This is a genomic window from Acinetobacter sp. AKBS16, assembly GCF_002899995.1.
Lineage (GTDB): Bacteria > Pseudomonadota > Gammaproteobacteria > Pseudomonadales > Moraxellaceae > Acinetobacter > Acinetobacter baumannii.
Map to the genome: position 1 here is coordinate 1 of NZ_POYH01000049.1, position 26,417 is coordinate 26,417.

A 26,417-nucleotide genomic window follows, 5' to 3' on the forward strand; every position below is an offset into this window, starting at 1 on the left:
GTCTAACTTATGGGGTGCAGTTCAGAACGGGAGGGGGACACCTTCGGGTGTGCTGGATTCTTTGGCTCCAGTCTGCTAACCCTCTTTCGTTTCGCCACCATTATTTAGCAGTAATGTGGTGAAACTTCTTTATAGCCAAAGGAGTTCGCTATGCGTACTAATTCTTCTCATTTATTGGTTTTTGCCAAAGTCTTTCTGTCTATACCACTTAAACAGTCTATAAAGCGGTTGAATCGACTCTAGGTTTTTAAACCTAAACATCGTTACGACTCAAAAATCATAGCAACAATAAACCCGAGATAGGCGAGCACATCTTTATTGTGCGGCTTTTGCATGTCTGTTTTTAGCGCTCAATTTAAGAGTGACGGCATTTCTATCTCTTTTATATACAACAAAAAATTATTTTAAGCGGTATAACTATGCCAAATTTAGAAACATCTTCCAAAAAACTAAACATTATTCATACAGCTATCCGTTTATTTACAACTCGTGGTTTTCATACAACGGGTGTAAACCTTATAGTTAAAGAATCTAAAATTCCAAAAGCTACGCTTTACAACTACTTTTACTCAAAAGAACGCTTGATTGAAAAGTGTATCGCCTTTCAAACAAGCCTGCTTAAAGAAGAAGTGCTATCCATTATTTATTCAAACCGTTATTACAACACAACCGATAAACTCAAAGAAATTATTATTTTACACGTCAATTTTAATAGCCTGTACCACTTACTACTTAAAGCTTTCTTTGAAACTAAAGGAGTTTATCCTCAAGCTTACCGTATGGCGATAGAATATAGAAAATGGTTGCTTCGAGAAATTTTTGATCTAATTTTTAGTTTAGAAACCCGTGCATTAAAACCCGATGCTGACATGGTTTTAAATCTAATAGATGGTTTGATGTCCCAATTTTTAAGTTCAAATAGTTTGGAGGAACGAGATATGGTTGTAGAGATGTTTTTTAGACCTACCTCTTTAAGATTAAAGAACCTTTAGATTATAGGATATTTGATTGATGTGGCTACTTTTGAGTTTGTTGATCAAGAACATCATATGATGAGTTAGAAACATCTCCATAATTTGTTATAGGAGCAACAATTGTGAATAAGTAAAAATAGAGCAAAATATTATCTCTTAACAATCATTCATTGTGATTTAGAACAAATATTTAATTAATACAAAAAATATGTTCCATGTGTACATTTTTATGGTATTTTAAGACAAGATTCACGTTGTTCAGGCATAATGTGATATCTATTGCATGTATTATGCACAGCTCAATGCAAAATGCTTTGAGCTTTTTTATTTTATAGTTTTGTAGGGCTTAATTTATTAATATTTATAGGTCTAATATTTCTATTACCTCAAGTTTATAAATAATTTTATTACATTGATTTTAAGTAATTTTTTAGTGTTTTTTGAGAATTTTTTTGCAATTGATTTAACTAGTGGAACCTTTTAATCACTAAACAGATCTAAAGCTAATTTTTTAAAAAAAATATTAAATTTATTTTATTGTACAGTTGTGCCTTTTATGGGGCCGATATCTTTCAAGTTTAGTAAAAAAACAAAGTAACCTTTTGTAATAATTAAAAATTATAAATTTATCAAATCCTGAAGTGTAAATAGAAGAAATTTTACGACACGAATAATATTTTTATTAAATATTATGTGCATATTGCACATATTTAAATGTGATGATAATTTGATCACACTAATAGAAAAATTGTTGCTGCAGTTATAACTGTCGCATCTCTAGCAGTTAGCTTGAGCACAAAAATATTTCCAATCAACGTATGCTAAAAAGGAAATTAAAATGAATAAGATATATCGGTTAATTTGGAATGATGTTCTAGGTATTTGGGTTACTGCTTCAGAACTCTCTAAGGCCAGAGGGAAGCGTAGTTCAGGTAATAATATTAAAAATAAAAATATTGGTAATTCATCTAGTAAAGTTAAATATAATCAATATATTAACATTTGGGTGGGTGGTATCTTTTTAAGTGCTTTAATATCAACTGGTGTGTTCGCAGCAGGTAGCGCAGATATAGGAACACCAATAGTAACTGCGGCTATTGGACCGAGCAATAATTGTGTGAGTCAAGCGGCAACCAATCTTACTAGTGTCGTTCCATGGACATGTCTTGGCCAAACAGCAACTGGCGGTTTTACTCTCATTAACGGCGTGCAAGCCAACGCACAAAATGTAGGTCAGGCTAATTTAGATGCAAGAGCTTCTGGACAAGAAGCAATTGCAATTGGTTTTATTGATACAACTGCTTCGGGTACTAATAGTGTGGCAATTGGAGAAACTGCTAATGCGTTAGGTAAAAACTCAGTTGCTATTGGTAAAAATATTATCGCAGATAACTCTAATATAAATGAAGACCTATCTAATAATGTAGCGATTGGATCTAACAGTATAGCTAGTACAAAAGGTAGTCAATATACTGTAGGTTCTGGAGGTGCTGTAGCTATTGGTTATGGTGAGGATGCTAATGGTGTCGGGGCTGTAGCGATAGGTTCATCAAATACAGCTGAAGGTGATGGGGCAGTTGCAGTAGGTCGAATAAATAATGCAATTGGAGATGGAACTATTGCGCTAGGAGACAGTAGTATTGCAAATGGAGATCGGGCAGTCGCAGTAGGTTCTGTTGCCCATGCTATTGGGACTGCTGCTGTGGCTGTTGGTGATAGCTCTAGGGCAGATGGATGGAGTGCAATCAGTATTGGTCGTGTTGCAAATGCCGATGCCGATTTCTCAATAGCTATGGGTGATTTTGCTCAAGCATTATCTTATAGTGCGTTAGCTTTGGGGCGTAACAGTTATATTGATGCTAATTCTAATGAATCAATTGCTCAAGGTTATGGAAGTTCAGTGACAACAGCACGAAATGCTGTAGCAATTGGAAGTGATGCAACCGTAAGTAATCGTAATAGTGGTATTGCTATTGGTGATAATGCACAAGTAATTGTGGGAAGTCACATTAATGATGTGAATGGCCTACCTGGTTCTATAGCAATAGGTCTAAATGCTCGTTCAGTAGGTGGTAGCGAAGTTATTATTGGATCTTATGCCGCTCAGAATGCGCAACGCTATGATGACGGTGCTAAAAATACCTATGGTTCAGATAGTGTTATGTTAGGCAATCAAGCTGGGCGTAATTCTCAATATCTATATGCGACATTTATTGGTGATCAAGCAGGTCAAAATAGCATTGGTCAACACAATAGTTATGTAGGGCAAAATGCAGCAAGATACCGAACTGGGAGCTATAATACCGCTCTAGGTAGTAATGCATTAACAGGAATTAGTAATACTACAAACTCTACTGGTAATTCTAATACGGCTATCGGTACGGCTTCAGGTGTCTCTCTAGAAGGAGATGGCAATACATTGACAGGTGTATATACAGGTCAACGCATTATTGGAAATAATAATTCGGCATTCGGAAATAATGCTGGTGCAAATATAAAAGGAAATGAGAATATTGCTATAGGGTATGCTTCGGGTGGTAGTGTTCAAGGAAATCAGAATATTGCTATAGGGTACCTTTCTGGGGTTTCTTCTCAAGGCAATAACAATGTTCTTTTAGGCTCAAATTCTAATATAGGTGTAAATACTAATAATGTTGTAAGTATTGGAACAAATACACGAGCTACTAAAGAGAATTCAATTGCTTTAGGTACAAATGCAAATACTTATACTGATGCGACACAAGAGTCAGAGGCAAATTTAAATGGTTTGACCTATGGTAATTTTGCCGGACAAGTTACAAATACAGGGATGCAATTGTCAGTTGGTTCAGCGGGAGCAGAACGTCAAATTAAAAATGTAGGATCTGGTTCTATTTCCGAGACTAGTACAGATGCTATCAATGGTAGTCAGTTATATGCAACGAATAATATATTAGGTAATGTTGCTAATAGCACAATAGATATTTTAGGAGGTGATGCTAGTTTAAATAGTAATGGCACACTTTCAATGAGTAACATTGGTGGTACTGGACAAAATACAATTGATTCAGCAATAGCAGCATCAAGAACGGAGGTTGCAGCGGGAACGAATGTTGCCGATGTAGTTAAAACTACAGGCAGCAATGGACAGGATATTTATACGGTAAATGCCAAAGGTAGCACTGCGTCAGCAGGATCAAGTGCAGTTACGGTAACGGCAGGTAGTCCTGATGCCAACAATGTTACGGACTATGCGGTTGATTTAAGCCAGTCTACCAAAGACAGTCTGGTGAAGGCAGATACAGCCTTACAAAGTGTGGTGACACAGATTGACGGAGTCGATGTGAAGACAGTCAATAAGGATGACAACAAAGTTAACTTTGTGACTGGAGACAATGTTGAGTTAACAGCGAATGCGGATGGCAGTATCACGGTTGGTACGGCAGCAGACGTGACATTCAATACAGTGAACACGACGAACCTGACTGCGACAGGAGAAACCAAGTTAGGTGATAGCTTCACAATAACGGTGGAAGTTACTACACAGGCCCAATTACCGAAGGCAATCACATTACCAATAAAACCTATGTAGATCAGGCAACGGCAGCGTCAAGAACAGAGGTTGCAGCGGGCACCAATGTTGCCGATGTAGTTAAAACTACAGGCAGCAATGGACAGGATATTTATACGGTAAATGCCAAAGGTAGCACTGCGTCAGCAGGATCAAGTGCAGTTACGGTAACGGCAGGTACAGCTGATGCCAACAATGTTACGGACTATGCAGTTGATTTGAGTCAAAGTACCAAAGACAGTCTGGTTAAGGCAGATACAGCCTTGCAAAGTGTGGTGACGCAGATTGACGGAGTTGATGTTAAGACAGTCAATAAAGATGACAACAAGGTTAACTTTGTGACAGGAGACAATGTTGAGTTAACAGCGAATGCGGATGGCAGTATCACGGTGGGTACGGCAGCAGATGTGACATTCAATACAGTGAACACGACCAACCTGACTGCGACAGGAGAAACCAAGCTAGGCGATAGCTTCACGGTGAGTAATGGAGGCAGTTACTACACAGGTCCAATTACTGAAGGAAACCATATTACCAATAAAACCTATGTAGATCAGGCAACAGCAGCATCAAGAACGGAGGTTGAACAAGGGAAAAATATTACTGTTACTTCAAGCACTGGTATGGATGGACAAAATATATACACTGTTGCTACAGCAGATGAGGTTGATTTTAATAAGGTCACAGTTGGTGGTACCACAATTTCAACGGATAGTATTGTTATCGCTAATGGCCCAAGCTTAACGAAAGATGGTATTAGTGCTGGTGATAAAAAAGTGACTGAAGTTGCAGATGGTCTTATCAGTGCAGATTCTAAAGAGGCCATCAATGGTAGTCAGCTTTTTAGCTTAAGTAATAACTTGACTCAACTGTTTGGTGGTAATGCTTTTTATGCTAATAACCAGATTAACTGGAGCAATATCGGTGGTACTGGTCAAAATACCATTGATGATGCAATTAAATATATAAATAATCAAGCTGCAAGTGCAAATCAAGGTTGGAATGTAAGTACTGATTCAGGTTTGAATGCGACAAGCACAGTAAAACCGGGTCAAACTGTAAATATTAATGGTGACTCTGATAATGGTGTACTAGTAACGAATTCTGGTAATGACATTAAAGTGGGCTTAGCTGATCAAATTAAAATTGGCGCAGGAGATAATGCAGTATCAATTGATGGTAATTCTGGAACAATTCAAGCTGGAGATGTTTTGATTGATGGATCAAAAGGCAATATCTCTGCTGGAAAAGTTACTGTTAATGGTGAGGCTGGTACAGTTAATGGATTAACAAATACGGCTTGGAATCCTAACAATATTGTTTCAGGACAAGCTGCTACTGAAGATCAACTACAACAGGTTGCTCAAAATGCAACTGCGGCTGCGACAGCGGCTAAAACAACAGTATCGGCTGGTGAGAATATTACGGTTTCAAGTAGTAAAAATGCCGATGGTAGTACGAACTATCAAGTGGCAACCAGTAAAGATGTGAAGTTTGATACTGTTACTTCTGGTTCGATTACTACAGATAAAGTTTCTGTAGGAAATATCACAATTGATCAAACAGGTATAAATGCTGGTGCAAGTAAAGTTACAAATGTAGCGGACGGCACAATTAACTCTACATCGAAAGATGCGATTAATGGATCTCAGTTACATGCGAGCAACACCAATATTTATAACTACTTAGGTGGTGGTGCCAATTATGAAACCAATACAGGCCCTACTTATAATGTGGGTGGAGGCTCTTACAATAATGTTGGAGATGCACTGAATTCTTTAGATCAACAAGTCACTAATGTAAGTAATCAATTAGAACAAGCATTCTATACAACGAATAAACGTATCGATGATTTAGAAGATCATGCCAATGGAGGTATTGCTCAAGCAATGGCAACCGCGGGATTACCACAAGCTTACATTCCAGGTAAAAGTATGATGGCAATCAGCGGTGGTACGTACCGAGGTGAATCTGGTTATGCAATAGGTATGTCATCGATTTCAGATAATGGAAAATGGGTCTTTAAAATGTCTGGAAGTGGTAATTCCCGTGGTGATTTTGGAGGAACTGTAGGCGCAGGTATCCAATGGTAAGCCTTTAGTGATTATTAGGCACATTGAATATTTCAGTGTGTCTAATATAAAGACTACTTAAAATTAAATTATCGAATACAAAATTTATACGGGAATTCAGATATGAAAAATTTATTTATCATGTGTTTAGCAGTGGGAATTTTTAGTGGGTGTTCAACTGGTACGTTAATTACAAAAGAGGGTATGACTGACAATCCTAAATGGCATAAAACTAATGATGTTATTTTTAATAAGGAGTTAGGAACATTTCCAAATTTACAAAGTTTAAGCCAAGTTCGTTCAGGTATGACAAAAGATCAGTTATATGAATTAATTGGACGACCACAATATGATGATGGGTGGAGACCAAGAGAATGGAATTATTTATTTCACTTTAATACACCTGGCAAAGGTGAAAATGGCATAATTACTTGCCAATATAAGGTTTTATTTGATCAAAATATGATTGCAAGCAGTTTTTATTGGAATCCGATTGATCCGGAAAATGCTGCTTGTCCTTCATCATTCAATCCACCAAAGAAAGAAGAGCCTAAACAGCAAGTATCAATCAAACGTTATACACTAGGCGCAGATGCATTATTTGCTTTTGATAAAAGTGATCTGAATCATATAAATCTAAAAGGAAGGGAGGATTTAGATCGTTTGGTTGCAGAACTTCATAAATTTAAAGAAATTAGAACAATTCGGATTTTGGGATATACAGATTACTTAGGACGGGAGGTTTATAACTTAACGTTATCTCAAAAAAGAGCAGAAACGATAAAACAATATTTTTTGAATAATCAAATCAACGCCCAAGTTCTTATTGCACAAGGTCTAGGCGAGCAGGATCCTGTAAAACACTGTGCAGATGGTCTTTCAAAAAATCTATTAGTGAAATGCCTAGAACCCAATAGGCGCGTAGTAATAGATGTTGATGGTATCATTGAGTAAAAAAATTCATATATTATTTCTATAAAAGGCTTATTCATATTGAATGAAGAATAAGCCTATTTTTTTACAGAATTAAATTTTTCAAATTGTTATTGATAATCAAAATGGTTTTTGTATAAGTTTTTGTTTTTATTTGAAATATTTTAATAATTTAATTTCTTTGAATATTGTTTTTTTTATATTTTTAGACATATCTTAGTGTTATAAGAAACTTAATAATTCTCTTTTTACCATTAACACAGCTTGTAGAGAATGAACCAAGTGTACGAAATAGTCCGTTAGTTTATAAAAAAAAGCCTACATTTTTTTAAAAAAAAGCCTACATTTTTTTAAAAAAAAGCCTACAATTTATTAGGTTGAAAAAGTATAATTTTATTAAATTAAAATGTTTTTTAACTTTCTAACTACTATTGATTTGGGGAAGTCTATTTCATCTCACACTGGAGTATGCATGGGTAAAGAGACATCGGCTTTGGTAACTTCTAAAGACATGATGTTGTCTCATGACACTGAAACGACATTAGAACATGCTATCAGTATTATGCCTGAGTTGGTTCGTTGGCTTATTAAAACTGGTATTGGTTACAATGAGTTTTCAACCGCCCTAAAGTCGGTATTTTATAATGAAGCCATTAAAGAGCTAGACTCTATTAAACAAAAAAAAACAGACTCTGCTGTTAGCTTATTATCTGGTTTAGGGCGACGTGATGTCAGAAGTTTTTGTCAGACCTATGGTGAGTATAGATTAATTAATCAGTTTAATCAGCAATTACCTATTAGTGTACCTGCTCGTGTAATAGGTTTATGGATAGGACAAAAACTGCCAACCCAAATTCCTTTTAATGGGGAGGAACCAAGTTTTGAGGGCTTGGTTAAGCAGATATCTTCTGAAAAGCATCCAAAATCAATATTACTCGAACTTAAACGATTGGGGTTGGTCATAGAAGAAAATAATCAAATTATTTTGCAGAATTCCAGTTTTACTCCAGATCCACAAATGGATGAAAGTAAGCAACTATTTACTCAAAATATTTCAGATCATCTTGCAGCCGGGATTAGTAATCTAACACAAAAAACCAATTTTTTAGAACAAGCTATTTTTGCAGACGAGTTAAGTCCTGAATCTGTAGAAAAGCTTAAAAAATTAAGTCTTGATATGTGGAATTTGATGTCTAAGGCTATCCTTTCTTCGGCAATAGAATATTGTAAAAACGATGAAAGATCCCCTGACGCGAATAAACAGTTTCGTCTGGGTATTTTCCAATATGATAAATAAATATTGATTCACTCTCGACTTTTAAATTTATTTTTCCACCCAATTTTTTTTAAGCCTCTCCATAGAATAGAATATGAGACTTTATAACCAAATCTATGTTCAAAAGGGTCTATTAATTCTCTGATTTTAGAGAAGGGTGTAGATTTTACAAAATCTTCAAAGCTTTTTAAGTCATAAATAGAAAAGGGTCTGCCAGTACGAGTAAGTGGTAGTGGTTTTAAATCTTGTGTTGTTTCTTCAAGAGCAATCCATTCATCCAGTGTTGATCTGGCAATCTTAAACTGTTTACAGACTTTTGACTTATGTTGCGTTTGTTTGTAAGCAGCCATTACATTCTGGCGAAAGTCTAAAGAATACGCACGCATAGAATTTAACTCATTTCCCTAGTGTCAACTGTTTAATAAAAACTTACTGTTTGAGCTATCGTAATTTTTTCTATTCAAATGTTACAGTTCTATCTCCTTTTGTTTAGAGTCACTCAAAGAAAATGTACCATTATTTAAAAAATATGTACATATTGCACATATTATTATTTTTTTAAAATTTTATTTCCCCTCTCACATAATTTTTTTATGAAAAATGGTTTAATTGCACATTTTTGTTTGTCAAAAAGTATGTTTATTGTTAAATTATATTAGGTTTTAATAAGACCGGAGTTCCAGACATCATAGAATTGTAAAAGAATATATTTATTTCTGAATACCTAGATTTTTGTTAGCTACTTGAATTCTATAAAATTTAAATTTTATAGTGATTGAATAATTCCAAGTATTTAAGTTTCCTATAAAATATTTCATGAAAAAACAGGTTTAAAGGAATTTTCTGTTTTTTAGTTCTTACAATATTTATTGAGATAACTCATATGCCTCATTCGCGTCTTACACTACCATTAGTATCTGTAGGTTTATTTATGCTCTCGGGTTGTACTGGAGAGGATGGCGGATTTAATGTTGGAGTGACTTTAGGGGGAACTGGTACGGGCGAAATGACAGTTGGTACTGAAAACCCTGTTACTAATCCTCGACCAAATCCAGGTTCTAATCAAATGGAAGATGATGGTGAGTATGCTGTTGCTTATCCAAATCCTGTAACACAATATTGTGGCGGTGTAGAGCGAACAATTCAATTTGTTAGACACTATGCTCCATTTATCCCTATGAAAATGGGGGATCGGATGGATCTTTTAGGAATAAATAGTGGATTAAAGGTAAGGTATAAATTACAAGTTATTGTGAAAAATACGACATCAGAACCGATCTATGAGTACATCAACAGTTGTAAAGCTGCTATACAATTAACGGGTTCTAAAACAGAAAAAGAAACAGAAACGAATTATTGTTTAAATGATGAAACTGTTAATACTTATCAACCCAATGAAGAAAAAACATATTACTATACTTTTAATTTACCTAATATCTTGCAGAATTGGACTGCAAGTTATACTTCACAATATTCTAAACAATTATATCCAACAATGTACGATGATGATAATGAGAGCCTAAGAACTCATTGTGCTGCGCTAAGTACAATATTATTAATGGATGATTATCCATCAAGTAAAGATGGAGCTCCTCCACAAACATCTGAACAAGAAAATGGTTCTAACTCGTCGGAAGGAAACTCAAATAATGATGATAGTACGACAGAAGAGCCCCCAATCTTCGGTGGGTTTGATTTATAAGTTTAAATTTAAAGTAGACTAAATTTAACTTAATTTTTTCTTTCAAACTGCTCTTCATCTAAGCCATCTACTTAAGTATGGCTTTTTTTATGTCTTATTCTCTTATAGAAATTATTTACTTTATCCGCATAAGACGCTACTGAGCTTAAGTCACGCAGTCACAAATTTTCTATGTTAAAAATGCACATAATTAGTTGTAGATAAAAAATAACAATTTTTTATTAAAAAAATAAATTAAAAAAAATATTAAATATTAAGTATTTAAATTTATAAAAGAATTTTTTGAAACTATTTTTATTTTTTTAATATAAAAAGCATAGTTTGAAATCAAATAAAAATGTGTAAAATGAACATAAATCATGATGTGAATTTGATAACTTCACTTTGCATATGTGAGAACTGCTTCACAAGTATAGAGATAACAATGGTTTTTACTTTTAACGTTTAGGGAATGCTATATGTATAAATTGCGATTGTTAGTAATAGCTGTGTCAATTGGACTGTCTGCCTGTGCAGCCAACAATTATTCCCAGCCTACAGGTTTACGGTTTCAAGAAGGGGGCAACGATAAGGCTCAAGTAATAAACGTAAAACGAGATGATAAATTATGTGCAGAAGATGCTCCGGAAAAGCAAAACTGTCCTATTAATTTCTATATAGACAACATTCAATCGGGTAGCTTCTATATTAATAATGCAGCGCAGTACCGTTTGAAGCCTGAAATTTACAATTTCAAAGTTAAAAATTGTACTTCTCAAGAGTGTCAATCATGTGATGTAGACCTTCAAACCAATCAGTTATCCGACAATAATTTGACCCTTTCCATAGATAAGAATGGCAAACCTTATATTTTAAATAATGGAAAAGAACTTGTTTGCTCAAAAAAAGAAGCAACTCCAACTATTGAACACACTTCAGTAATCCAATTATCAGCAGATACTTTATTCAAATTTGATGGTTCTACACTTAATGACTTGCTGCCAAAAGGGCGCCAAGAAGTAACGGATTTAGCTTCTAAAATTTCGCAGGGATACGTCTCGGTAAGTGCAATTAAATTGACTGGTCATACAGACCGATTAGGCAATCACAATTATAACCAAAAGCTGGCGCAAAGCCGGGCGGATACAGTACGGAATCTTCTAATCCAAAATGGGGTGGCTGATAGCGTTATCAGTACAGCAAGCATGGGAGAAACTCAACCTGTAACTGATGGGTGTCCTAACGCTAAATCACAAGAAGCCTTAAAAACCTGCTTGCAACCAGATCGTCGTGTAACTGTCGAAATTACTGGGATTTCTAAGTAATTACCAATTTATGGAATAAGAAGTTTAGGTGAAATATGACTAATTTTATTGTAATAGAAAAAGATTCATTAGAGAAATCAATAGTTAATTCGAATCAGATTACTTTAACAGAAGCATCAATCGTTCATACGAAAATGCATCGTGATGATGTTGAGGAATTTATCCGTGACGGTAATAACTTATTGCTTAAATTGAAAAATGGTGAAGTGATAGTTATTGAAAATTTCTTCATTGCTTATGATGATGTGGTTTCTGATTTAGTATTTGAAGAAGAAGGATGTGTTCTATATTGGTTTGATGGGCTTTCTGACTTTAAAGGTATTCCTGGATTAGAGGTTTTACTGCCAGAGGCTGGTAGTAAACTTGTTAGTCTTTTACCTTGGTTAGCTGGCGTTGGGGTTGTTGGAGGGGTAATTGCTGCAGCGAATAATGATGACTCATCTAGTACACCAAATGGTACGAATACTATTCAAGTTAAAAGCGATGGATTTATAACGGGTAAGACTGAGAATATTGCTGACGGTAGTAAAGTAAATATTACAGTTACAGGTAAAGATAAAGATGGCAATTTAATTAGCAAGGAAATTGAAACAACTGTTAATTCTGATGGTAGTTATACCGCAGAAGTACCAAAAGATTTTGCCGATGGCGATTTAAAAGTAGAGTCTGAGGTTGTAGATCAAAATGGTAAAGTTGTAAAAGCTGAAGATCAGTTGAATGCAGGTAAGCCAGATGATCCAAATACACCCGAAGATGAATCGGTCCCTGGTGGTTTGGACCGCGTTGACGGATCAATTACAGTAGATGTTGACGACCAGGGCCATATCACAGGTGGGACCACAGATGTAGCACCGGGTAGTGAAGTGACCTTAACCATTACCGGTCAGGACCAGTCAGGCAATCCGCTGGAACAACAGGTGAAAGCCACAGTTAATCCTGATGGCAGCTATACGGCAGAAGTGCCGGCAGGCTTTGCTGATGGCGAGTTGACCGTTAAGGCAGAAACGGTTGATCGTAATGGTACTCCGGTCAATGCAGAAGACAGCCTGTTGAAGACCGATCATGACAATGATCCATCTACACCGGATCAAGGTGGTCTGGACCGCGTTGATGGATCAATTACAGTAGATATTAATGATGCTGATAGCACCAAAATTACTGGTGTGACAGAAGATGTTGCTCCAAATAGTAAAGTCACTCTAGAAATTACTAGTATTGATGAAAATGGTGAAACATTAATATTTACTGAAGAAGTATTTACGAATGCTGATGGTGAATATAGTTATACTTTAACTACAGCACAAGGACATGCTACAGAGGTTGTTGCCAAAGTTGAAGATCGTAATGGTACTGAACTTCAAGATAATGATTCGTTGGAAGCGATAATTAAAGCAGATCCAACGACAGATGTTAATAATGGTGATAATAATGTAGTCGGTACTTCAGGGAATGATGTACTCGCAGGGGATATCGGAGGTTTACAGACCAATTTTGTTGCTGGGCAAAATTATAATGTCTCTGTTGTATTAGATTTGTCTGGCAGTATGCTATGGGCAATGAATGGTACAAGTAACCCACCAGCTGGTGAATCTCGCTTAGCAATTGCTATTAAAGGTCTTAAAGCCTTTATTCAGCAAATGGCTAATCATGATGGCGTGATTAATCTACAAATCGCTTCATTCTCAGCAAATGGTAGTGTTGGAAATGGTTATAACCAAGTTTTCCTAAATGTAAGTAAAGATAATATTAATGAAATATTCACTTATCTTGATAGCTTAAAAGCTGGCGGTGGTACCTATCCAGAACAAGGATTTAATAAAGCTGTAGATTGGTTTGACGATATCTCTACTGCTGATTTTGAAAATCAAACTTATTACCTTACAGATGGAGAACCAAACAGTTCTCAATCAACTTTGGACAACGCATTTGCTCCATTAGCGGAGCAGAGTAAAGTTTTCGCAGTAGGTGTGAGTAGTTCAATTAGTGATGCTACGGTCTCTCGTTATGACAATACCGATGTCAATGGAAATAAACTTCCTGGTGATTGGAGTGGTACTAATCATGGTGAAGCCAAAGCTATTGCGGATGCTGATAAGCTGATAGCTTATTTAATAGGTGGTTCTGAAAACTTTATACCTGCTAATGTTGGGGATGATACAGTTAAAGGAGGTGCTGGAGATGATGTTCTGTTCGGTGATGCTATAAATACGGATCATTTAACATGGGCAGGATATGATCCTCTTCAATATCCTAAATACTCAGGTTATTCAAAATTAATCGCATATTTAAAAGCTGAGGTTACTAATGGTGTAGAACCAAGCCAACAAGATATCTATGACTATATAAAAGAGAATTTCCGCGATTTTGTTGCTGCTGATGCTGCTGATCCAGAAACTAAAGGTGGGAATGATACGATTTATGGTGGTGCTGGAAATGATATTATTATTGCTGGTGCAGGTAATGATGTTATTTATGGTGGTTCAGGCAATGACATTATTTCGACTGGTCGAGGTGATGATACCATTATATATGATTTATTAAATGCAACAGATGCTACTGGAGGGAATGGTACAGACACTTGGGTAGATTACGAAGCTAATGACAAAATTCAATTTGGATCAGATTTCTTTGAAGGTTTATTAGCAGATAAAAGTAATTTAGGTGATTATATTACTGTTGTTGATGATGGTAATGGTAATGCCATAGTTCAGGTAGACCGTGACGGTAGTGCTGGGACACATAATATGTCTGATTTATTAATTATTGAAAATCAAGCAGGCTTAAGTTTGCAAGATTTACTCAACAATAATCAGATTATTATTGGTTAATTAATGAAAAGGTTATAGATCATAGATCTATAACCTTTTTTATTTCTATTTTATGTTGATTAAAAGATTATTTATTTGAATATTCTTTAGTTTAATAATCCATAATCGATGGATTTAATATATTTTTCTAAAATGGCACTAATGAAATCAAAATTAGGGTGGATTTTATTTTCTCCTATCTTTTTGTTTATAACTCAAGCTCAGGCAGATATATTAAATACTGCAAAGAAAGAGATGAACTATATATTCAAAAAAGAACCAGAAAATAATTTTCTTAAAGTAAATATTCAAATGCTGAGCGATTTTAGTTTGGATGAGAGGACTATATCAGATTCGTTACCTTTAGTAACTTATTCAAAAAATCAAGAGAAGAATTTCTTGATTGAAATTCCAGATGAAAATTTGAAAAGGAACTCGAAACACCTAGACTTTTCTGGCGCAATATATCAAGCCTTACAACGTCGCCCAGAAATTACTGAAAGTATTGCGATGATTGCTGGACAAAGCTCAAGTATTGATGTGGCTAAGGCTGCATATTATCCTCAAATATCGGGTGGAATTACTACAGCTGATTTAACTTCAGGAGAGCGAGGAAGACAACTTTTTACGATTTCAGCATCTCAAATGTTATATGACTTTGGAAAAGTTAAAAGATCTGTTGATATTGAAAAAGCTAAATTAATTCAAGAACAAGCCAATACTTTGGTAAATATTGATGACATTGCTTATCAAACAGCAAATGCAATTGTTAACATTAAACGCTATCAAGAGATTATACGTATAGCTGATCAGCAAATTAATGGCATAGCACGTATTGCTGAGATTGCGAATCTACGTGCAAATGCAGGTATTAGTAGCCAAGCCGATCCAGTACAAGCTCAGTCAAATTTAGAAGCTGCTGAGTCGAATAAAATTGTTCAAGAAACTCAACTAAAACAGTATCAACAAAAATTACGTAATTTATTAGGCTACGACGTTTCAAATTTAGAAATAAATATACCCGACTATCTAGCTGAAAATTCAGGTCTTTATAATGAAACAAAGTTTACATTAATTCCAGAAATGATGGTTGCACAAGCAGCAATACAAGTTGCTCAATATCAAAAGGAACAAACGAAATTAAGTAATTATCCAACTATAAATATTAAAGGAAGTTTAAGTCAGGCAATAAATGGTAGAAATCCGAATAACAATAAAGATGATGGGTTTTATAATTCTATAATGCTTGAAACAACAAGTGATTTTTTTCAAGGAGGGGCAATACGTTCCAAGGAACGGGCAGCAAGTTATGCTGAGGAAGCAGCGAAAGCAAAGTTAAATTCCGTATATTTAGATATATCAGATCAAGTTCAGCGTATTCGACAAGAGATAGAAAATAAGCAAAAACAAATTCAGATCCTTAGAGAGCGTCAAAAGTCTACGATTCGTACAAAAGAGCTATATCAAGAGCAATATAAATTAGGCACACGGTCCGTTGTTGATCTTTTAAATGCTGAACAAGCTATTCATAGCGCAGCTCAGGAAATAGAGACTGCTAGATATGATATTTATTCGAATTTAGTACAGTTTATTAAAATAACTGGTCGTTCTCGAGATTTATATCATTTAAATGATACTTCTATTCAAGGATTCAAAATTGAGCCATGAGCAACAAAATTAGTTATCAGCCATGGCTTCAAGCCATTTTAGTTATTGCTAGACATTATCTTATTGATCCATCGGAAGAGAAGCTCAGACTTCAATTTGATTGGAATCAGAACCAAACAATAGATGAAATTTTAACATTGGCGGCACGCCAAATTGGAATGAATTATCGTAAAGCCAAGTTAGACTTATGTGAGATTAGTCCATGGCATTTGCCAGTCATCATTGAAATGAAAGATGGCCAAGTAGGTGTATTAGACAAAATTGATGCAAATCAGAATCTAAGTGTTCAGTTCAGTGGTGATCAGGGTTTAGCACAAACTTTTACGCTCGATAATCTTAAAGCATATGTAACTAATATTTATATTTTACGGCCCGAAAAATCTGTGCCAGATGCTCGTATTGATGAATATATAAAACCATATGAAGCTCACTGGTTCTGGGCAGTTATTTTACGTGACTGGAAAAGATATATAGACATTATGTTTGCTTCTTTGGTTGCAAATATATTGGCATTAGCAACTATAGTTTTTTCTATGAATGTATATGACCGAGTTATTCCAGCTCAATCTGTACCAACCTTGTGGGTATTAGCAGGAGGGGTATTAATAGCAGCAATTTTTGAATTTTGCTTACGTGTAGCCCGTATTTATTTATCAGATATTTTAGGAAAGCGTGCTGACTTAACTATTTCAGACTTAGTATTCGGTCATGCTTTAAGAATTAAAAATAAAGAACGCTCTAAATCAACAGGTACTTTTATTTCACAAATTAGGGAATTGGAAGGTGTTAGAGAGTTAGTAACCTCTACCACAATATCCGCGATTGCTGATTTACCGTTTTTCTTCTTATTTCTTATTATTTTTTGGTTGATCGGTGGAAACCTATTTTGGGTGATGGTAATTGTAGTCCCACTTATGATTATTCCTGGCATTTTAATACAAAAACCATTGGCAAAATTAGCTTCTGAAGGAATGCGAGAAAGTGCTATACGCAATGCAATGTTAGTTGAATCTGTCCAGGGAATTGAAGATATAAAGTTATTAAGAGCAGAATCCCGTTTCCAAAATGAATGGAATCATATGAATGAAGTATCAGCCGATATTTCAATGCGACACCGTAAATTAGTTGGTGTCATGATGGCATGGACTCAAAAAATACAAGGTTTGACCTTTGCTATTGTGGTACTTATCGGCTGTTTTGCTGTCATGAAAGGGGAAATGACAACTGGTGCTTTAGTGGCTTGTTCAATCCTTTCATCTAGGATGTTGGGTCCTATTGCGCAAATCTCAGGGGTGTTAGGACGTTTACAACAAGCTAAAGTTGCGAAAAATGGCTTAGATGAGCTTATGAAAAAGCCAGTTGATCAACCTCCTCGTGCACATCTCATTCACAGGCCTGTATTATTTGGAAACTATGAATTAAATCAAGTCGAATTTAGATATAGTCAAAATGATGGAAAACCAACATTGATAATTCCAAAGCTTACTATTAGAACAGGAGAGAAAATTGCAATTTTAGGACGTAATGGGGCTGGGAAATCCACTTTATTGCAGTTATTAGCAGGTATGCAGGAACCTTTACAAGGTCATATTAAATTAGATGGTGTTACTTTAGGCTTGATAGATCCATTAGATATTCGGCGTGATATAGGACTCTTAAACCAAAACGCCCACTTATTCTATGGATCAATCCGAGAGAATTTAAAATTAGGGGCACCGTTAGCAACAGATTTAGATATTTTAGAAGCATTAAATCTTTCAGGGGTTTTAGATTTTATACATGAGAAAAAGGAGGGGTTAGACTATCAAATTTTAGAAGGTGGAGCTGGTCTATCTGGTGGACAAAAACAAGCCTTATTATTGGCGCGGTTGTTAATCAGAAAACCTAATGTTTTATTACTAGATGAACCTACAGCTGCTCTTGATGATGTTTCTGAAAAACAGTTTATTGAGCAACTTCAGAGTTGGTTAGGTAATAAAACATTAATTGTTGCGACTCATCGACGGGCAATATTAGAGTTAGTTGATCGTGTAATTGTTATTAATAATGGAAAAATTGTATTGGATGGCCCTAAAGAGCAGGTTCTGAAATTATCACAACCAAAGCAAAAAATAGGAGCCGAATGATGAGTTATAAACAGCTGAATTGGGCTAGTTCAAATAAAAATAAACAATTAAGACAACCTTTACCTAAAGTTAGCGTATTTATATGGGTTATCTGTTGTGGGCTTCTTGCTTTATTCATTTGGGCTTGGCTATTTACATTAGAAGAAGTCTCGACAGGAACTGGAAAGGTTATCCCTTCTTCAAAAGAACAGATTATTCAATCTTTAGAAGGTGGGATTTTGACTAAACTCAATGTCAACGAAGGTGAAATTGTGGATAAGGGGCAGAACCTTGCACAACTTGACCCTACTCGATTTGCATCAAATGTTGGTGAGTCCAAATCGTTACTGCTTTCTGCTAAAGCAACAGCTGCACGTTTAAGTGCTGAGGTAAATGGGACAGCTTTAGTATTTCCAAAAGAAGTATTAGAAGAGCAGACTCTTGTGAAAGAGGAAACAGCTCTTTATTACTCGCGACGTTCAAATTTAGAAGAATCCTTGGCCGGTTTAAAAAAAGCTTTAGTTTTAGTGCAACAAGAGTTAGCAATGACAGAGCCGCTTGTAGCCAAGGGGGCAGCTAGTAATGTTGAAGTCTTACGTTTGAAACGTCAGGCGACCGATTTAATAAATCAAATGAATGATGTTCAAAATCAATATTTAGTTAAATCCCGTGAAGAATTAGCAAAAGCAAATACTGATATCGAAACCCAATCTCAAGTTGTAAGGGGAAAATCAGATATGCTTAAACGGGCGATTTTTAAATCACCAGTTCGAGGGATTATTAAAGAAATAAATGTTATGACTATTGGAGGTGTTATTCCTCAAAATGGAAAATTAATGACAATCGTTCCTTTAGATGAAAAACTTTTAATCGAAGCACGTATATCCCCAAGAGATATTGCCTTTATTAGGCCGGGACAAGAAGCTTTGGTTAAAATTACTGCTTATGACTATTCTATTTATGGTGGTTTAAAAGGAAAAGTTACTATTATTTCCCCAGATACATTACGTGATGAAGTTAAACAAGACCAATTTTATTATAGAGTCTATATTCGCGCAGAATCTGATAAGCTAATAAATAAAGCTGGAAAATATTTTAATATTACACCAGGTATGGTAGCTACAGTAGATATTAAAACAGGAGAAAAAACAGTATTAGATTATTTGATTAAGCCTTTTAATAAAGCAAGAGAAGCTTTAAGGGAAAGGTAATAAATCTTCAAAAAATAAGAATTTTACAGTGGATTTATAAAGTTCCTTTGGTTTTTTAAATTTTATAAGGAGGTGTAATTTAATATTTTAATTCGATTATTGTTTTTTATATTAACCTTCTTGATCAGCGCAAAGAAAAAGAAGTAATAAAGGCCCACATTAAAGTGGGCTTTTATTAATATTTTTCTGGTTTAAGGGAGAATATTTATTTTGAATTTTAATAATTGCTTTTATATTAATGAGAATTGATTTTTTAAATTTCACCTTTTGATTTAATCTAAACATGTTTGTTAAATCAACTATTAAAACTATTTAATAAATTGATTAGGCTTTAGATTTTTGAAGGAAAAGATATTTCTATTCAAGTAAGATTGAGGTTTTAGAGTTAAATAAAGTCTCTGAAGGAAGTTCTCCAAACTTTTTTTTGTACTCGCTTGAGAACCTTCCTAATTGTTGAAAACCACAGTCTAAAGCAATACTGGAAACATTTTCCCAAGGTCGAATTTCTTGAAGGCGTTTGTGAACTACTTCAAAACGTAAATTACGAAAATAAGCAATAGGCGATTGGCCAAAATATAAATGGAAGTCCCTATATAACCGTTCTCGAGAGACCCCTAAAACTTTTTCTAGTTCTTTCAAGTTTAAAGGTTGGTTTAGAGAATTTATCAAAATTTGTTCTACTTTTAATAAATAATTAGGCCGACCTTGTTGACGCAAATTCAGTTCTTGAGAATAGTTATGTGGCTGAGCATTTAAAAGCATAATAACTAGATTAGACTCAAAATTACGCCAAACTCCAGAATCATCGCATAAAGAATAATCATCACTGACCATTTCCTGTAAATGCATTGCAAGTTGAAACCATTGTTTTATTTTACCCTGCAAAGGAGCATGAACATCAAATACTAATGGTCGATGTAATTTATAACCTAGTAATTTAACTAGATGTTCTTCTACAAGGCTTTTCGAAAGCCGGATAACTTGTTTAGTACATCCCTCATTTACAGTCATAATAAGTGGGAGCTGTGGAGAGAGAAGAGTAGCAACCTCTGAGTTTGACTCTATATTTAAATTACCAATTTTTAGCGTTTGCTGGCCATGAATAGGAATATTAAAAATATAGCTTTTTTGAAGATCATCTAGTTTAATTTGCACTTCTGTTGAATAAGAAACTTGACCAAAAGTAATATCCCCCAAGCTGAAACCTTCATGGAAAAAGTCCATGTGTTTTGGTGATGGGACATCTAATTGATGGGGGCCATTTATTTTTCCCATCCATTGGATTGTCCTGGTAATTTCGGTGTGATGCACACTAAATTTATTTCTAAAAGGGCCAATTTGTCTAATTGATTCGGTCATCTTCATCTCCTTAAAATCCATTTAACTCAGATAAAAGATATCTATAAAAAGCAAATCTATGCTTTGATTTAAGTACAATATAATTCAATATATTGAAGTAGTTTTTCCATATTCAAAATTGAAATTTTAGGGTTAAAATGTTTTCATTTTAACAGTTTCATCCAGAATTTAAGTCTTGTCCATAGTTGAGGGTATTCTCAAATTTTAATCTATAGAAGTATAGCGCTTAACTCTCCTCTAAAATTTAGCAGGTTACTACTGCTTTTAAGTTTTTTGAAGTTGTTATTAGACCTCTTAAAGTCAAAAAATTTTTGCAACAAAACAAATAAAACTTATTAAAAAAATCATTAATGCGTGTGATAAAAAAGTATATTTTCGTTCTGTTATTTCCAGATTCTTTATTTGAACATGGAAAGCTAAAAATAAGTGACTAGTAAAGTAGAGACAAGTAATAGTTAAAATTAAAAGACTAATAACAGGAAAATTGGTAAAAATTTTACTAATAAATAAACTGGTAGCTAAAATAGAAAAAAGAGTTCGTTCATTAGCTAAATAAGTCCGTTGGGGTTGTAATCCTGAATCATCTTTTAGCATTTTAGTTCAACTTACTTAAAAGAAAAAACAAATAAAATGATAAAGCTTAGTAGCGTTAGTACAGGAGTCATGAAGGGAAAGGGTAAAGGTTTTTTAAGCCTTAGTGCAAGTTCTACTCTATACCAGCGAATGAGAGCTGCCAAACTAATCATTAAAGAAGCAATGACTAACAAATTAAATATTTGTTGAGCTTTTTGAAGTTGATGATAATGTTCTGAAATCGTAATCAATGCTACTGCTGAAGCCAGTAAAGCAAGAGCTGTACGTGTCCAGGCTAAAAAAGTCCGCTCGTTGGCAAGCGTAAAACGTGGATCTGGTTCTTCACCCACTTTTAGAAGTAGTTGCTTTATAAAAAGATTAATCATAATTTAAACTCGAAAGTATTCCTTCGATAACTCAACTAACTTATAAATAAGCAGAAGAGAATACTATTCAAATTTTAAGGATTCCTTATCCGATCTTTATAAAATTTAAAATAATTCTAATAAATAGACATTATCTATCTAATAAATGAATAGAAACGATAAGTGTCTTTTTGCTTGACTGAGAGAGGGCAAAAACAGGAGTTTATTTTTATGAATCAATTAATTTTTTCGGAAATACAAAGTAATTTTGAATTTGGAGAAACAAGGCATGATGATGAAAGTAAAAAAATAAAATGGAATGTTTTGGGACATGTTTATGAGCCGATGGTAGGAGGAGATCAAAAATCTAGTTTTGCATGGATCTCTAATGATCCTCCTGGCACTTTTGTGCCTCCTCATATGCATCCTATTCAAGATGAGCACGCATTTATTATTGAAGGTGAATATGCTTTATATCTCGATGGGGAGTGGAGTATTGCCAAGGCTGGCGACTACTTATACTGGCCAAGAGGGACAATACATGGTTATAAAATTGTTTCTGAAACACCTGGGAAAGGAATTTTCTGGGTAAGTCCAGGAAATGATTTAGCTAGTTTGTTCTCTGAATTACACAATTTAACTGAGCCAGAAGAAGTTGTGCGTATTTCTGCTTTAAGAAATATTCGCTTTATTGCACCTGACAAGCTAGAAAATTATGAATAACCTGATGAGTTAAAAGAGCGCCTTAAGGTGCTCTTTTTATATATGAATATTAAACTTACAGAATAAAAGTATAGTTATTCATGAATACGCGGATATTTACATATGGGCTCGTCGAATAATTTAGAAATGCGGGATCAAATTTATGACGAGGAAAATTAAATGTCGAATAATGTAGCAAAAGGAATGAAGATTTACGCACTTGGAACAGGAGGTGGGCCAATTGTTTCAAGTAGCCGAGCTGGTATTTCAACAGCTATTTGTGTTGACGGAGCAGTTTATGTTGTAGATTGTGGAATGGGAAGCATTCGTAATTATAGAAATCATGCATCTTGGGGGCAGTTACGTAGTATTTTTATAACCCATCATCATTCTGACCATATTTATGATCTAGGGGCTTATCTCTTTACAGGATGGCAAGTTCCTGGTGAGTCTTTCAGCCAACCTATAAAAGTATTTGGACCAGGGAAACCACCTAAAAATCCAGCTTTAGCTGAGAAAAATCACGTGCATATCCAAGGATGTTGTGGAGGCGATCATCCTATGGTTGGCACAAAGGAGATGGTGGGAGCATTAATGCGAGGCGTATTTGCTTCAGATATTGCAATTAGAATGGCAGATGAGGAAAGAACAAGTCCTAGCGAATGGATAGAAGCACATGATATTGAAATTCCCAAAGAAGCCAAAGCAGATCCGATATATGCACGACATCCTGAAATGGAACCTTTCATTATTTATGAAGATGAAAATGTTAAAGTAAGTACAATTTTAGTCGATCATCGTTTGTGTTATCCAGCTTTTGGATTTCGTTTCGACTCTAAATACGGTTCAGTAGTAATATCAGGAGATACTACATATTCAGAAAACTGTATTCGATTAGCAAGAAATGCAGATGTGTTATTACATGAAGTCATTGATCTAGAGGCTATATTACAAACTTTTCCTGAAGGTCCTACTAGGGATGGGATTGCTGTACATCTTGAAGAATCTCATACTTCTTATAAACAAGTCGGCAAAGTTGCGGCCAATGCAAATGTTAAGCATCTAATTTTACATCATATTGTTCCTAATTTACCAAATGCAGCAGATATAGAAAAAATGGTCTCATACGCACAGTCAGAATTCGGTGGGCTTGTGAGTGCAGCAGAAGATAATGATATTTTTGAAATTAATAACTTAAAAGTAATTCAAAAAGCTGAAGCTGTATTAAGAAATCAGGAGGAATTATTATGAAAAGCTCTAGTATTGAGCTATTAGCTCCCTCTGAGATAATAGATAAAAGCATACAAAAAAAAGCTTGGGTTATTACGGGCCTATTAATTATTTTTCAGATGATTAATTTTGCCGATAAGGCTGTTTTGGGATTAGTCGCAGAACCTGCTATGCAAGAGTTGTCACTTTCAGGTAGTCAATTTGGATTTATTGGTAGTGCTTTCTTTTTCTTATTTGCAATTTCGGCAATTTTAGTCGGTTTTATTGCTATGAGAGTACAAACAAGATGGTTAATCTTTTTTATGGGAGTTGCTTGGGCTGTTTTAATGTTTCCAATGTTATGGGGTGGAGCTGCCTTATTACTGATCTCAAGAATATTATTAGGTGCGGCTGAAGGCCCGGCGACCCCTATTACATTACAACATGTACATGGTTGGTATGAACCAAAAGAAAGAGGCTTACCTAGTAGTCTGGTAGCCATAGGTTCTACTCTAGGGCCAATTATTGCTGCTCCGATACTGGCTTGGATTATTGCTCATCCTAATTACGGTTGGCGTTGGGCTTTTGGTTTTCTTGGAATTATTGGATTAATTTGGACATCTTTATGGTTTTTTGTTGCGAAAGAAGGGCCATATAGCCATATTCGCTCTGAAAAGGAGCTGAGTCGTCCTCTAACTAAGCGGTTAGATGCAAATAATAAGCAAAGTATTGTCGACCTATGTGATGATCTAACTCCCATACCAATGGCAAAGATATTTTTCTCTCCAATGTTTATTGTTGCATTTCTTGCTGGCGCTGGTTGTTTTTGGGCAATGGGATTTCTTACAACTTGGGCTCCACGTTATTTATCTGCCGTAGTAAATGTCACTCCTGAATCATTAGGGGTTTTAGTGACCCTCCCTTGGATTTGTGGAGCACTTGTACTTTTTTTAGCAGGAGTTTTGTCTAGAAAGTTAATGGCACAAGGAAGGTCTGTACATGTATCTTTAGGCGTCTTATTAGGAATAATCTTAATAACTTCAGGTGTTCTATTTCAGATTCTTCCATTTTTAAACGGTGAAACAGCCGTAGCCGTTTTAATCTTTGCTGCTGGCTTTGCTATGACTTTTCCTCTAGTTCCTACGGCAGTTGCATATAGTGTTTGTTCTAAACAAAGAGCCGTGGTCATGGCTACACTAACAGCACTTGCTTCTTGTGGTGGGATGGTATCACCTATAATGGTCGGAATCCTGATGGATACAGCCGGATATATTCAACCTAAGAAAAGCGAACCTCTATTACCTGAAATGATGAACCATTTATTAACAGGTATGAATATTGGTTTCCAATATATTGGATTATATTTATTGATCATAGGTATAGCTGCGGTAATTTTCCTAAACCCAGATAAGACAGCTAAGTCTCTACAAAATTTAATAAATATTAAAAGCTAAACCATAAATTAAAAGTGCCCATGGGCACTTTTAATTTATTTATTCATATTGAAATAAAGTCATACATCATTTCAATATGTTGAAAGATACGTCCTTTTTTAAAGAACTCTTGTAATAAACTGAAGTGATCATGCTCTAATAGTTCTTCTTTCTTAACTATTCCTCGAGCAGCTAAAAGTTTTGCCATATTCTGATTTTGTTGAATAAAAGCGTTAGTTTCTTTTTGGCCTACTAGAAAAGTAAATGGCAAATCTATCAATAAGCTATTTTTATAAACTGGTGAATAATATTGAATTTCACTTTCCGTTAATTGCAATGCTTGGTTTAGGCTAGTATCTTTTAGAGGAGCTAGATCATAAATACCACTAATTGCTATGACGCCATGAAAAAGTTTTGAGTGTACTGATTTACTATTCTGAATAGCTAGTTCAGTTACTAGGTGAGCACCTGCTGAATGACCACACAAAATGATAGGGAGATCGATTTCTTTATATTTAAAAAAATTTTTTATAGAATGGATAGCATATTGTATAGATCTTACAATGCCTCCAATTTTAACTGTAGGACAAAGTGGGTAATTGACTAAAACAAAATGATACCCTTGAGAGCTTATATCCTGTGCAATAAAACGAAACTGGCTTTTATCTCTCGATTGCCAGTAACCCGCATGTAAATAAATAATAATTGCCTTAGCTGGAGTTTTTGCATAACACACATCGAATAATTCGCGTTCTTGAAAACCATAGGGCTGATCTAGTGCCCATTCCTTTTCTTGAAGTATTTCTTGATTTAATTTTTCATAATAAACAAACAGATCAGCAAAACTAGAATGTCTTTGCCCATCGACATATTCATATTCATTCATGTTCATAACTATTACTTAATATAATTACAGGAATTTCATCATAAAACGTCATGAAATATTAGAAATACACTTCTTTAATATTTCATATACACCTTTTAAGGGATTTTAAAATGTACTTCCTCTGAAGTTAGAAAAATGGATAATTCTATATAATTTATCTAAGTTCAATAGAATTATATTAGATGGATAAATTTTGGGGGGATCCTCTGATTGAAAATTATAAAAATTAAAGAACTTTTAGAGGTAGAGGTTGTAGATCAACATAGCTCTCGTAGGCCTAATATAAAC

General features: G+C 34.8%; 16 protein-coding genes and 1 pseudogene. 13 read left to right on the forward strand and 4 right to left on the reverse strand.

What is annotated here, in order from left to right; genetic code table 11:
* The first annotated feature begins 419 nt into the window (after window positions 1-419).
* The 4 genes and pseudogenes from C1642_RS08595 (at window position 420) to C1642_RS08615 (ending at window position 8,826) form a co-directional block, all read left to right on the forward strand.
* On the forward strand, window positions 420-992 hold the full coding sequence (locus C1642_RS08595; protein ID WP_103236197.1) for a TetR/AcrR family transcriptional regulator: 573 nt from the start codon (window positions 420-422) through the stop codon (window positions 990-992).
* An 820-nt stretch (window positions 993-1,812) separates the two neighbouring features.
* Window positions 1,813-6,617, forward strand: a pseudogene (locus tag C1642_RS20175) (YadA-like family protein).
* Between the two features lie 102 nt (window positions 6,618-6,719).
* Window positions 6,720-7,550 carry an OmpA family protein gene (locus C1642_RS08610; protein ID WP_103236198.1) on the forward strand — a complete coding sequence of 277 codons (831 nt, stop codon included), beginning with the start codon at window positions 6,720-6,722 and terminating at the stop codon, window positions 7,548-7,550.
* Window positions 7,551-8,001: 451 nt separating this feature from the next.
* On the forward strand, window positions 8,002-8,826 hold the full coding sequence (locus C1642_RS08615; protein WP_000514224.1) for a hypothetical protein: 825 nt from the start codon (window positions 8,002-8,004) through the stop codon (window positions 8,824-8,826).
* An 8-nt stretch (window positions 8,827-8,834) separates the two neighbouring features.
* Here C1642_RS08615 and C1642_RS08620 read toward each other — a convergent pair whose 3' ends face one another.
* A complete protein-coding gene (locus C1642_RS08620) occupies window positions 8,835-9,191 on the reverse strand; it encodes an IS630 transposase-related protein (protein ID WP_001203192.1) in 357 nt (118 codons plus the stop codon).
* A 497-nt stretch (window positions 9,192-9,688) separates the two neighbouring features.
* Here C1642_RS08620 and C1642_RS08625 point away from each other — a divergent pair, with 497 nt between their 5' ends.
* The 6 genes from C1642_RS08625 to C1642_RS08650 all read left to right on the forward strand — a co-directional run bounded on the left by C1642_RS08625 (window position 9,689) and on the right by C1642_RS08650 (window position 19,602).
* On the forward strand, window positions 9,689-10,507 hold the full coding sequence (locus C1642_RS08625; RefSeq protein WP_001120776.1) for a hypothetical protein: 819 nt from the start codon (window positions 9,689-9,691) through the stop codon (window positions 10,505-10,507).
* Window positions 10,508-10,965: 458 nt separating this feature from the next.
* Window positions 10,966-11,811 (forward strand): OmpA family protein, encoded by an 846-nt coding sequence (locus tag C1642_RS08630; RefSeq protein WP_000277482.1) that lies wholly within the window; start codon window positions 10,966-10,968, stop codon window positions 11,809-11,811.
* Between the two features lie 35 nt (window positions 11,812-11,846).
* Entirely contained in the window at window positions 11,847-14,639 is a 2,793-nt protein-coding gene (locus tag C1642_RS08635) for a BapA/Bap/LapF family prefix-like domain-containing protein (protein ID WP_103236199.1), read from the forward strand.
* A 132-nt stretch (window positions 14,640-14,771) separates the two neighbouring features.
* Window positions 14,772-16,286, forward strand: coding sequence for a TolC family outer membrane protein (locus tag C1642_RS08640; RefSeq protein WP_103236200.1), 1,515 nt, complete (start codon window positions 14,772-14,774; stop codon window positions 16,284-16,286).
* On the forward strand, window positions 16,283-18,412 hold the full coding sequence (locus C1642_RS08645) for a type I secretion system permease/ATPase (protein ID WP_103236201.1): 2,130 nt from the start codon (window positions 16,283-16,285) through the stop codon (window positions 18,410-18,412). The genes C1642_RS08640 and C1642_RS08645 overlap by 4 nt, the downstream gene beginning before the upstream one ends.
* Window positions 18,409-19,602 (forward strand): HlyD family efflux transporter periplasmic adaptor subunit, encoded by a 1,194-nt coding sequence (locus C1642_RS08650; RefSeq protein ID WP_373885755.1) that lies wholly within the window; start codon window positions 18,409-18,411, stop codon window positions 19,600-19,602. Before C1642_RS08645 ends, C1642_RS08650 begins: the two co-directional genes overlap by 4 nt.
* A 357-nt stretch (window positions 19,603-19,959) precedes the next feature.
* Here the strand turns inward: C1642_RS08650 and C1642_RS08655 are convergent, their stop codons facing one another.
* Together C1642_RS08655 and C1642_RS08665 are read right to left on the reverse strand one after the other, a co-directional pair.
* Window positions 19,960-20,961 (reverse strand): AraC family transcriptional regulator, encoded by a 1,002-nt coding sequence (locus C1642_RS08655; RefSeq protein WP_024436655.1) that lies wholly within the window; start codon window positions 20,959-20,961, stop codon window positions 19,960-19,962.
* A gap of 605 nt (window positions 20,962-21,566) precedes the next feature.
* Entirely contained in the window at window positions 21,567-21,920 is a 354-nt protein-coding gene (locus tag C1642_RS08665) for a YidH family protein (protein ID WP_103236203.1), read from the reverse strand.
* Between the two features lie 210 nt (window positions 21,921-22,130).
* Between C1642_RS08665 and C1642_RS08670 the strand changes: the two genes are divergently transcribed.
* The 3 genes from C1642_RS08670 to C1642_RS08680 all read left to right on the forward strand — a co-directional run bounded on the left by C1642_RS08670 (window position 22,131) and on the right by C1642_RS08680 (window position 25,264).
* On the forward strand, window positions 22,131-22,622 hold the full coding sequence (locus C1642_RS08670; RefSeq protein WP_103236204.1) for a cupin domain-containing protein: 492 nt from the start codon (window positions 22,131-22,133) through the stop codon (window positions 22,620-22,622).
* A gap of 159 nt (window positions 22,623-22,781) precedes the next feature.
* Window positions 22,782-23,852 carry an MBL fold metallo-hydrolase gene (locus tag C1642_RS08675; protein WP_000069900.1) on the forward strand — a complete coding sequence of 357 codons (1,071 nt, stop codon included), beginning with the start codon at window positions 22,782-22,784 and terminating at the stop codon, window positions 23,850-23,852.
* Entirely contained in the window at window positions 23,849-25,264 is a 1,416-nt protein-coding gene (locus C1642_RS08680) for an MFS transporter (protein ID WP_000842798.1), read from the forward strand. Before C1642_RS08675 ends, C1642_RS08680 begins: the two co-directional genes overlap by 4 nt.
* Window positions 25,265-25,307: 43 nt before the next feature.
* Here C1642_RS08680 and C1642_RS08685 read toward each other — a convergent pair whose 3' ends face one another.
* Window positions 25,308-26,129 carry an alpha/beta hydrolase gene (locus tag C1642_RS08685; protein ID WP_228153831.1) on the reverse strand — a complete coding sequence of 274 codons (822 nt, stop codon included), beginning with the start codon at window positions 26,127-26,129 and terminating at the stop codon, window positions 25,308-25,310.
* Window positions 26,130-26,417 lie beyond the last annotated feature (288 nt).

Coding starts and splice junctions, on each gene's coding strand:
- C1642_RS08685 (WP_228153831.1), bottom strand. CDS start 26,129: ATGAATGAATATGAATATGTCGATGGGCAAAGACATTCTAGTTTTGCT.
- C1642_RS08650 (WP_373885755.1), top strand. CDS start 18,409: ATGATGAGTTATAAACAGCTGAATTGGGCTAGTTCAAATAAAAATAAA.
- C1642_RS08620 (WP_001203192.1), bottom strand. CDS start 9,191: ATGCGTGCGTATTCTTTAGACTTTCGCCAGAATGTAATGGCTGCTTAC.
- C1642_RS08615 (WP_000514224.1), top strand. CDS start 8,002: ATGGGTAAAGAGACATCGGCTTTGGTAACTTCTAAAGACATGATGTTG.
- C1642_RS08680 (WP_000842798.1), top strand. CDS start 23,849: ATGAAAAGCTCTAGTATTGAGCTATTAGCTCCCTCTGAGATAATAGAT.
- C1642_RS08640 (WP_103236200.1), top strand. CDS start 14,772: ATGGCACTAATGAAATCAAAATTAGGGTGGATTTTATTTTCTCCTATC.
- C1642_RS08645 (WP_103236201.1), top strand. CDS start 16,283: ATGAGCAACAAAATTAGTTATCAGCCATGGCTTCAAGCCATTTTAGTT.
- C1642_RS08630 (WP_000277482.1), top strand. CDS start 10,966: ATGTATAAATTGCGATTGTTAGTAATAGCTGTGTCAATTGGACTGTCT.
- C1642_RS08625 (WP_001120776.1), top strand. CDS start 9,689: ATGCCTCATTCGCGTCTTACACTACCATTAGTATCTGTAGGTTTATTT.
- C1642_RS08635 (WP_103236199.1), top strand. CDS start 11,847: ATGACTAATTTTATTGTAATAGAAAAAGATTCATTAGAGAAATCAATA.
- C1642_RS08665 (WP_103236203.1), bottom strand. CDS start 21,920: ATGATTAATCTTTTTATAAAGCAACTACTTCTAAAAGTGGGTGAAGAA.
- C1642_RS08675 (WP_000069900.1), top strand. CDS start 22,782: ATGTCGAATAATGTAGCAAAAGGAATGAAGATTTACGCACTTGGAACA.
- C1642_RS08610 (WP_103236198.1), top strand. CDS start 6,720: ATGAAAAATTTATTTATCATGTGTTTAGCAGTGGGAATTTTTAGTGGG.
- C1642_RS08595 (WP_103236197.1), top strand. CDS start 420: ATGCCAAATTTAGAAACATCTTCCAAAAAACTAAACATTATTCATACA.
- C1642_RS08655 (WP_024436655.1), bottom strand. CDS start 20,961: ATGACCGAATCAATTAGACAAATTGGCCCTTTTAGAAATAAATTTAGT.
- C1642_RS08670 (WP_103236204.1), top strand. CDS start 22,131: ATGAATCAATTAATTTTTTCGGAAATACAAAGTAATTTTGAATTTGGA.